Source organism: Streptomyces sp. NPDC058964 (genome assembly GCF_042741275.1).
GTDB lineage: Bacteria > Actinomycetota > Actinomycetes > Streptomycetales > Streptomycetaceae > Streptomyces.
The window spans coordinates 1-6377 of sequence record NZ_JBHYKH010000516.1; the positions used below are offsets into that span (position 1 = coordinate 1).

The following is a 6377-nucleotide window of genomic DNA, read 5'->3' on the forward strand; positions in this document are numbered from 1 at the left end:
GCTACCGCCGGGGGCGCCCACATCTTTTCGCGGCCCCGACCCCCGGGGGGCCGCCCGGCCCACCCCCGGCGTCGCCCCCGGCGCGGGCCACGGCCGGAAAGGACGTCAGTCGCAGCCGCAGCCGCTCGTCGCGACCGGGAGCGGGAGCGGCGCGGGCACGCCGATCTTCGGCAGGCCGAGCATCACGCCGGCCGGCTTCGCCGCCTCCGCCGCGTTGCGCTTCTCCCAGGCGTCGCCCGCGCGCGTGCGGCGCACGTCCAGGACGGTGCCCTCGGCGAGGAGGTGGTGCGGGGCGGCGTAGGTGATCTCGACGGTGACCACGTCGCCGGGCCGCACCTCCTGCTCCGGCTTGGTGAAGTGGACGAGGCGGTTGTCGGGGGCGCGGCCGGAGAGGCGGTGCGTGGCTCCGTCCTTGCGGCCCTCGCCCTCGGCGACCATCAGCTCCAGGGTGCGGCCGACCTGCTTCTTGTTCTCCTCCCAGGAGATCTCCTCCTGAAGGGCGACGAGACGCTCGTAGCGCGCCTGGACGACCTCCTTGGGGATCTGGTTCTCCATGGTGGCGGCGGGGGTGCCGGGCCGCTTGGAGTACTGGAAGGTGAACGCCTGCGAAAAGCGTGCCTCGCGGACGACGTGCAGGGTCTGCTCGAAGTCCTCCTCGGTCTCGCCCGGGAAGCCCACGATGATGTCGGTGGTGATCGCGGCGTGCGGGATGGCGGCACGGACCTTCTCGATGATCCCGAGGTAGCGCTCCTGGCGGTAGGAGCGGCGCATCGCCTTCAGGACGGTGTCCGAGCCGGACTGGAGCGGCATGTGGAGCTGCGGCATCACGTTCGGCGTCTCGGCCATCGCCGCGATGACGTCGTCGGTGAAGTCGCGCGGGTGCGGCGAGGTGAAGCGGACCCGCTCCAGGCCCTCGATGTTGCCGCAGGCGCGCAGCAGCTTGCTGAAGGCCTCGCGGTCACCGATGTCGGAGCCGTACGCGTTGACGTTCTGGCCGAGCAGCGTGATCTCTGAGACGCCCTCGCCGACCAGGGCCTCGATCTCGGCGAGGATGTCGCCGGTGCGGCGGTCCTTCTCCTTGCCGCGCAGCGCCGGGACGATGCAGAAGGTGCAGGTGTTGTTGCAGCCGACGGAGATCGAGACCCAGGCCGCGTACGCGCTCTCACGGCGCGTCGGCAGCGTGGAGGGGAAGGCCTCCAGGGACTCGGCGATCTCGACCTGCGCCTCTTCCTGGACGCGGGCGCGCTCCAGCAGGACCGGCAGCTTGCCGATGTTGTGCGTGCCGAAGACGACGTCCACCCAGGGCGCCTTCTTCACGATCGTGTCGCGGTCCTTCTGCGCCAGACAGCCGCCGACCGCGATCTGCATGCCGGGCCGGGACGCCTTCCGCGGCGCGAGGCGGCCGAGGTTGCCGTACAGCCGGTTGTCGGCGTTCTCCCGTACGGCACAGGTGTTGAAGACGACGACGTCCGCGTCCCCGTCCGAACCCTCGGGGGCACGCACGTAACCGGCCTCTTCGAGCAGCCCGGACAATCGCTCGGAATCGTGGACGTTCATCTGGCACCCGTAGGTGCGGATCTCGTAACTCTTGGGTCCTTCGACGTCCACTGCGGGGCTCCGGTCGCTGCTGCTGGTCATGGGTCAAGGGTAGGCGTTCGCGGCAGGGCCTTTGCAGGCGAGCGTCCGGGACCGCCGGGGCAGCAGGTACAGGGCGCCATGGGACCGGTCGGTCCCGATCGGCGCCCAGGTCAGCCGGCCCCGATCACCGCCCAGGCCAGTCTGCTCCGATCACCGCGAGGTCAACCGATCTCGATCACCGCGTCGCAGTCGGGGCAGACCACGGACGCGTGTTCCGTGGGGTACCAGGGCGCGCCCGGGTGCCCGGAGGGCGTCCAGCGGGCCGTCTCCATGGCGAAGGTGTCCTTGCCGCAGAGGGTGCGCGGTCCCGCTTCGGCGGGCATCCCCGGGGCGGCTGGTGCCGCGTGCACCCTGCGCACGTGCCGTTCGGCACGGCCGGACGGCTGCGCGGACGAGCGCGTGGCGACGGACCTGTCGAGCTCGTAGACGACGATCTCGCTCATGTCTCCACCGTAGGCGGCCGTACGACCGAACCGCTCGCGGCACGTGACGCGCGTCGGCGCGGGCCCGCTGGAGCTCAGTCGTCCGCGACCGTCACCAGCGCGAGCGTGATGTTGTCGGGTCCGCCCGCCTCGATGGCGGCCTTCCACAGCTCGAAGGCCGCTCGGCTGTCGGCGCGCTCGCGCATCACCTCGTCCAGCACGTCCGTCGTCACCGGGTCGGTCAGTCCGTCGGTGCACACGAGGTAGCGGTCGCCGGGTGCCAGCTCCTCGGCCGTCACATGGGCATGGATCGCCCGATAGCCCGGGGTACCGCCCAGGCACTGGGTGACGACGGACGTGGTGCGCTGCCCCGGTTCGAGCGGAGGGCTGTCGTCGACGCTCACCTGGCGCAGTCCGTACGGGGAGGCCGCGAAGACGCGGCTGTCGCCCACGTTGAACGACAGCATCGAGCCGGGGCGTACGACGATTCCGGCGACCGTCGTCCCCATGGCGGTGAGCTCGCCGTTCCCGTCGCCGCCACCGGCCTCGTACACGGCGCGGTTGCACGCGTGCAGGGCCTCACGGACGGCGTCCTCACTGGTCAGCGCGGGACCGATCGATGCGATCCGGCCGGCTACCAGAGCGCTGGCCACATCCCCGCACGGGTGCCCGCCGAGCCCGTCGGCGACGGCGACGACCAGGGGCGACCGGAGCCGGAAGACCAACGTCTGGGGGTTCTCGGTCACGGTGCCGCACAGCGTCCACGGCCCGACGACGAGGCTGTCCTCGTTCCGCTCACGGACCAGCCCCGGATGGCTCAGCGCCGTCACGGTGACGTACGGCATGGAACGTCACCACCTTCCGGAGCTGCTGGTCACGGCTCAAGCGTAGGCGGTCCCCGCGGCTCTTCGCCGTCCGGGCGCCCCCCGGTCGTCGCCGGAGATCTGAGTACAAATACCCAGGTGCGATCCGGCCGTCGAAGCGACCTGAAATCGCCGTGTTTCAGGTCACGTTGGAATGTGGCCGGATTGTGGGCTTCCGGTGCGGGGAGCCGTGGCATGCTCATGGCTCGTCGCCGAGTTACCGGCCAGTACGCGCATCGCTCGCTGCCCGCCGGTATCTCCTTGCCACCCCCCACCTTCAGGACTCACCTTGCGCAGACGCACGAGGCACACGCATGCCCTCATGCCCGCCTTCGCCGTGACCGCCCTCCTTTTCGCCGTCGGATGCTCCTCGTCCGCGCCGCAGGCCGAGCAGCCCGCCCCGGCGCAGAGCCAGGGGACCCAGAGCGCGGACGGCACCGCGAACACCGCGACGGACCGCTCGCTCGGCGTCGCCGCCGCTCCGGCCGCCACTGCGACCGCCGCGGCAGGTCCGGCCGGCTCGGGAAAGCCGGCCCACAAGACCACGCTCAAAGTCAGCTCGTACGACAGCAGGACCCGACGGGCCGTCATCTCCCAGAGGAAGAAGCCCGGTTCCCCTGCCCCGTCCACCCCCGCCCCCTCCCCCGACGCTCCCTCGCCCAGCGCCTCCGCCGCCCGGCAGGCCGCCGTCGGTGACGTCATCGCCAGCGCCCCGGCGCCCGGTGCGCCGCACGGTCTGCTCGCCAAGGTCACCAAGGTCATCGGCGAGACCGACGAGGGCACTGAGGTGCAGACGGAACCCGCCGCGCTCAACGCCGTGCTCGGTGACGACACGGCGAAGGGCACCGTGCCGGTCGACCCGGCCTCCTTCGACGTCGACAAGCTGCTGCCCGACGTGAAGGTGTCCTGGTCCAAGGCCGGTGACGTGCACGTCGGCCCCAAGGGCGCCACGGTCCCGCTGGGCAGCCTGCGGCTCGACGTCTCCGCCCGCATACCCACGGCCGAAGGCGCTCCGGTGTCGGCGGACGCCTCGGTGTCCGGCTTCGTACAGGTCGCTCCACAGGTCGACTTCAGGTACGGCGGACAGGGCACCGACACCGCACCCGGCTCCGCCTACCTGGGCGTGTCCGGCGACTGGACCTCGGGCTGGGCCGTCAAGGGGCGCGCCGCCGCCTCCGCCACACCGCTGCGCATCCCGTTCGCGAAGCTGCACGCCGACCCGGTCCTGCAGGTCGGCCCCGTCCCGGTCGTCGTCAACCTCGACCTGACCTGCTACTTCCAGATCAGCGCCGACGGCAAGGTCACCGTCGACGTGCAGCAGAGCCTCAAGGGCGACTTCAAGGCCGGCGGCACCTTCGGGGCCGGCAAGGGCTGGACGCCGGTGAGCGCCTCCGACATGACGAGCACGCCCGTGCGGACCTCGCTGACCGCCGCCGGGAACGTGAAGTCGGCCCTCGGCGCCGAGGCCTCGGTCGGCCTCTACGGCACCGTGGGCGTCACCGCCGACCTGGCACCGTACCTGCGCGGCGAGGCCTCGGGAACGGTGCGGGCCTCCTCCGACACCCCCGGCGCCAAGACCTCCGGCACCTGGGCCCTGTACGGCGGCGTGGACCTGTCCGGCACCCTGCGCCTGCAGTTGTCCGTCTTCGGTACCCCCGTCCTCCAGCGGAGCATCCCACTGGGCGCGCTGCACCGGGAGTGGAAGCTGGCGGGCGACCCGCTCTGAGACGACGTCAGGCGCCGCCGGATATCCACCCCTGGCGGCGCAGGACGGCCGACACGTCCGGCGCCTCGTAGTGCTCGCCCTTGAGGATCTTGCCGTCGGCCCGGCGGGCGACCTGCCCGTCGGGCCCCAGCTTGCTCATGTTGGAGCGGTGGATCTCGGCGATCACCGCGTCCAGGTCGATCCCGTGGACCAGGGCCGTGCCGTAGGCCACGTACACCACGTCGGCCAGTTCGTGCGCGAGCCGGTCGAGCGGGCCGGTGACCGCGACCTCGGCGACCTCCGCGGCCTCCTCGGCGAGCAGGTCACCGCGGTGCGCGGCCAGGCCGGGGGACACCTCCGTCGGCGTGCTGCGGGCGTCGAGGCCGAAGGCGCGATGGAACTCACGGACGAGGTCGGCGGGCGAGGAGCTGCTCATACGGTGACTGTATCGGCCACCACCGACAACGCCCCGGGGCGAACCCCGCGCTGGTCAGGACCGCGGACGACTGGCAGGATCGCGCGCATGCCCAAGGTGTTCCCCCGAATCAGCAGGCGCCGCGCGCTCCAGGGCGCGGCCGCCGGCTTCGTCGCCTTCGGGCTGCTGCTGTGGTGGCTGCTGCCCCTCGGCGAGGAGCCGCCGGGCGGAACGATCGTATTCAGCACCGGCACGCCCCGCGGGGTCTACCAGGAGTACGGCGAGCGGCTGCGCTCCGAACTCGACAGGGACATGCCGGACCTCAGCGTGAAGCTTCTGAACAGCGCCGGTTCGCAGCAGAACGTGCGACGGGTCGCGACCGGGGAGGCCGACTTCACCATCGCGGCGGCCGACGCGGTGGAGACGTACGAGCTCCAGCACCGCAGCGGTGCGGAGCGGCTGCGGGGCGTAGCCCGGTTGTACGACGACTACGTGCAGCTCATCGTGCCGCGCGACTCGGACGTCAGGACCGTCTCCGACCTGAGGCACAAGCGGGTGGCCATTGGGCTGCCCAACTCGGGCGTACGGCTGATCGCGAACCGGGTGCTCAGGGCGGCGGGCATCGATCCCGACAAGGACATCAGACCGGCGTCCGACGGCATCGACACCGGGCCCGACCGGCTGAAGCGGGGGAAGATCGACGCGTTCTTCTGGTCCGGCGGGCTGCCCACGAACGGGCTGGTGGAGCTGACCAGGACCTTCGACTTCAAGTTCGTCCCCATCAGCGGCGATCTGGTCACCAGGCTGCACGCCGAGGGGGACGAGGCGCGCTACTACCGGGCCACGAACATGCCCGAGTCCGCCTACCCGTCCGTCCAGCAGGGGGCCACGGTGCCGACGATCGCGGTGTCCAACCTGTTGATGACCCGCAAAGACACGGACCCCCGGCTGACCGAGTGGGTCACCCGAACCGTCATCAAGAGCCGCGACGACATCGGCGCGCACGTCCACTCAGCGCAGCTGGTGGACCTCAGCACCGCCATCTACACCGACCCGCTCACGCTGCACGAGGGGGCACGGCGGTACTACCGGTCGGTGAAGCCCTGACGGTGTGCGGCCGGGACCCACGAGCCATTCGCGGGCCGGTCCGGGGCACCCGGTCAGCCCTGCTCCGTGGGGCCGCTCCTCGGCACGGCCACCGTCACCCTCAGGCCGTGCGGGTCGTGGTGCTCGCAGTCGATGGAGCCGCCGCCCGTCGCGAGAAGGGCGCGGGTGATGGACAGGCCGAGACCGGAACCCATCACGTTCGGGTGGCGGCCGCTGCGCCAGAAGCG

At 71.6% G+C, this 6377-nt stretch carries 7 protein-coding genes; 2 read left to right on the forward strand and 5 right to left on the reverse strand.

The window, feature by feature from the left end; translation table 11 throughout:
• Nucleotides 1-105 precede the first annotated feature (105 nt).
• The 3 genes from miaB to ACFW2E_RS38865 all read right to left on the reverse strand — a co-directional run bounded on the left by miaB (nucleotide 106) and on the right by ACFW2E_RS38865 (nucleotide 2905).
• Nucleotides 106-1638, reverse strand: coding sequence for a tRNA (N6-isopentenyl adenosine(37)-C2)-methylthiotransferase MiaB (gene miaB, locus ACFW2E_RS38855; RefSeq protein ID WP_384474372.1), 1533 nt, complete (start codon nucleotides 1636-1638; stop codon nucleotides 106-108).
• 161 nt (nucleotides 1639-1799) lie between these two features.
• Nucleotides 1800-2081, reverse strand: a complete 282-nt coding sequence (locus ACFW2E_RS38860) for a hypothetical protein (RefSeq protein WP_384474375.1) — start codon at nucleotides 2079-2081, stop codon at nucleotides 1800-1802.
• Between the two features lie 74 nt (nucleotides 2082-2155).
• Complete coding sequence (locus ACFW2E_RS38865; protein ID WP_384474378.1) at nucleotides 2156-2905, reverse strand: PP2C family protein-serine/threonine phosphatase; 750 nt, start codon at nucleotides 2903-2905, stop codon at nucleotides 2156-2158.
• 340 nt (nucleotides 2906-3245) lie between these two features.
• On the opposite strand from ACFW2E_RS38865, the gene ACFW2E_RS38870 reads away from it, so the two are divergent.
• Entirely contained in the window at nucleotides 3246-4649 is a 1404-nt protein-coding gene (locus ACFW2E_RS38870) for a hypothetical protein (protein WP_384474381.1), read from the forward strand.
• Between the two features lie 7 nt (nucleotides 4650-4656).
• On the opposite strand, the gene ACFW2E_RS38875 is transcribed toward ACFW2E_RS38870, so the two are convergent.
• A complete protein-coding gene (locus ACFW2E_RS38875; protein ID WP_384474383.1) occupies nucleotides 4657-5064 on the reverse strand; it encodes a MazG nucleotide pyrophosphohydrolase domain-containing protein in 408 nt (135 codons plus the stop codon).
• Nucleotides 5065-5151: 87 nt separating this feature from the next.
• On the opposite strand from ACFW2E_RS38875, the gene ACFW2E_RS38880 reads away from it, so the two are divergent.
• A complete protein-coding gene (locus tag ACFW2E_RS38880; RefSeq protein WP_384474386.1) occupies nucleotides 5152-6150 on the forward strand; it encodes a TAXI family TRAP transporter solute-binding subunit in 999 nt (332 codons plus the stop codon).
• Between the two features lie 53 nt (nucleotides 6151-6203).
• Here ACFW2E_RS38880 and ACFW2E_RS38885 read toward each other — a convergent pair.
• The coding region (locus ACFW2E_RS38885) for an ATP-binding protein (RefSeq protein WP_384474389.1) at nucleotides 6204-6377 on the reverse strand (174 nt) is incomplete at its 5' end.

Bases quoted from the DNA above. Each gene is read 5' to 3' on its own strand.
- miaB (WP_384474372.1), bottom strand. From the start codon at position 1,638: ATGACCAGCAGCAGCGACCGGAGCCCCGCAGTGGACGTCGAAGGACCC.
- ACFW2E_RS38865 (WP_384474378.1), bottom strand. From the start codon at position 2,905: ATGCCGTACGTCACCGTGACGGCGCTGAGCCATCCGGGGCTGGTCCGT.
- ACFW2E_RS38880 (WP_384474386.1), top strand. From the start codon at position 5,152: ATGCCCAAGGTGTTCCCCCGAATCAGCAGGCGCCGCGCGCTCCAGGGC.
- ACFW2E_RS38860 (WP_384474375.1), bottom strand. From the start codon at position 2,081: ATGAGCGAGATCGTCGTCTACGAGCTCGACAGGTCCGTCGCCACGCGC.
- ACFW2E_RS38870 (WP_384474381.1), top strand. From the start codon at position 3,246: ATGCCCGCCTTCGCCGTGACCGCCCTCCTTTTCGCCGTCGGATGCTCC.
- ACFW2E_RS38875 (WP_384474383.1), bottom strand. From the start codon at position 5,064: ATGAGCAGCTCCTCGCCCGCCGACCTCGTCCGTGAGTTCCATCGCGCC.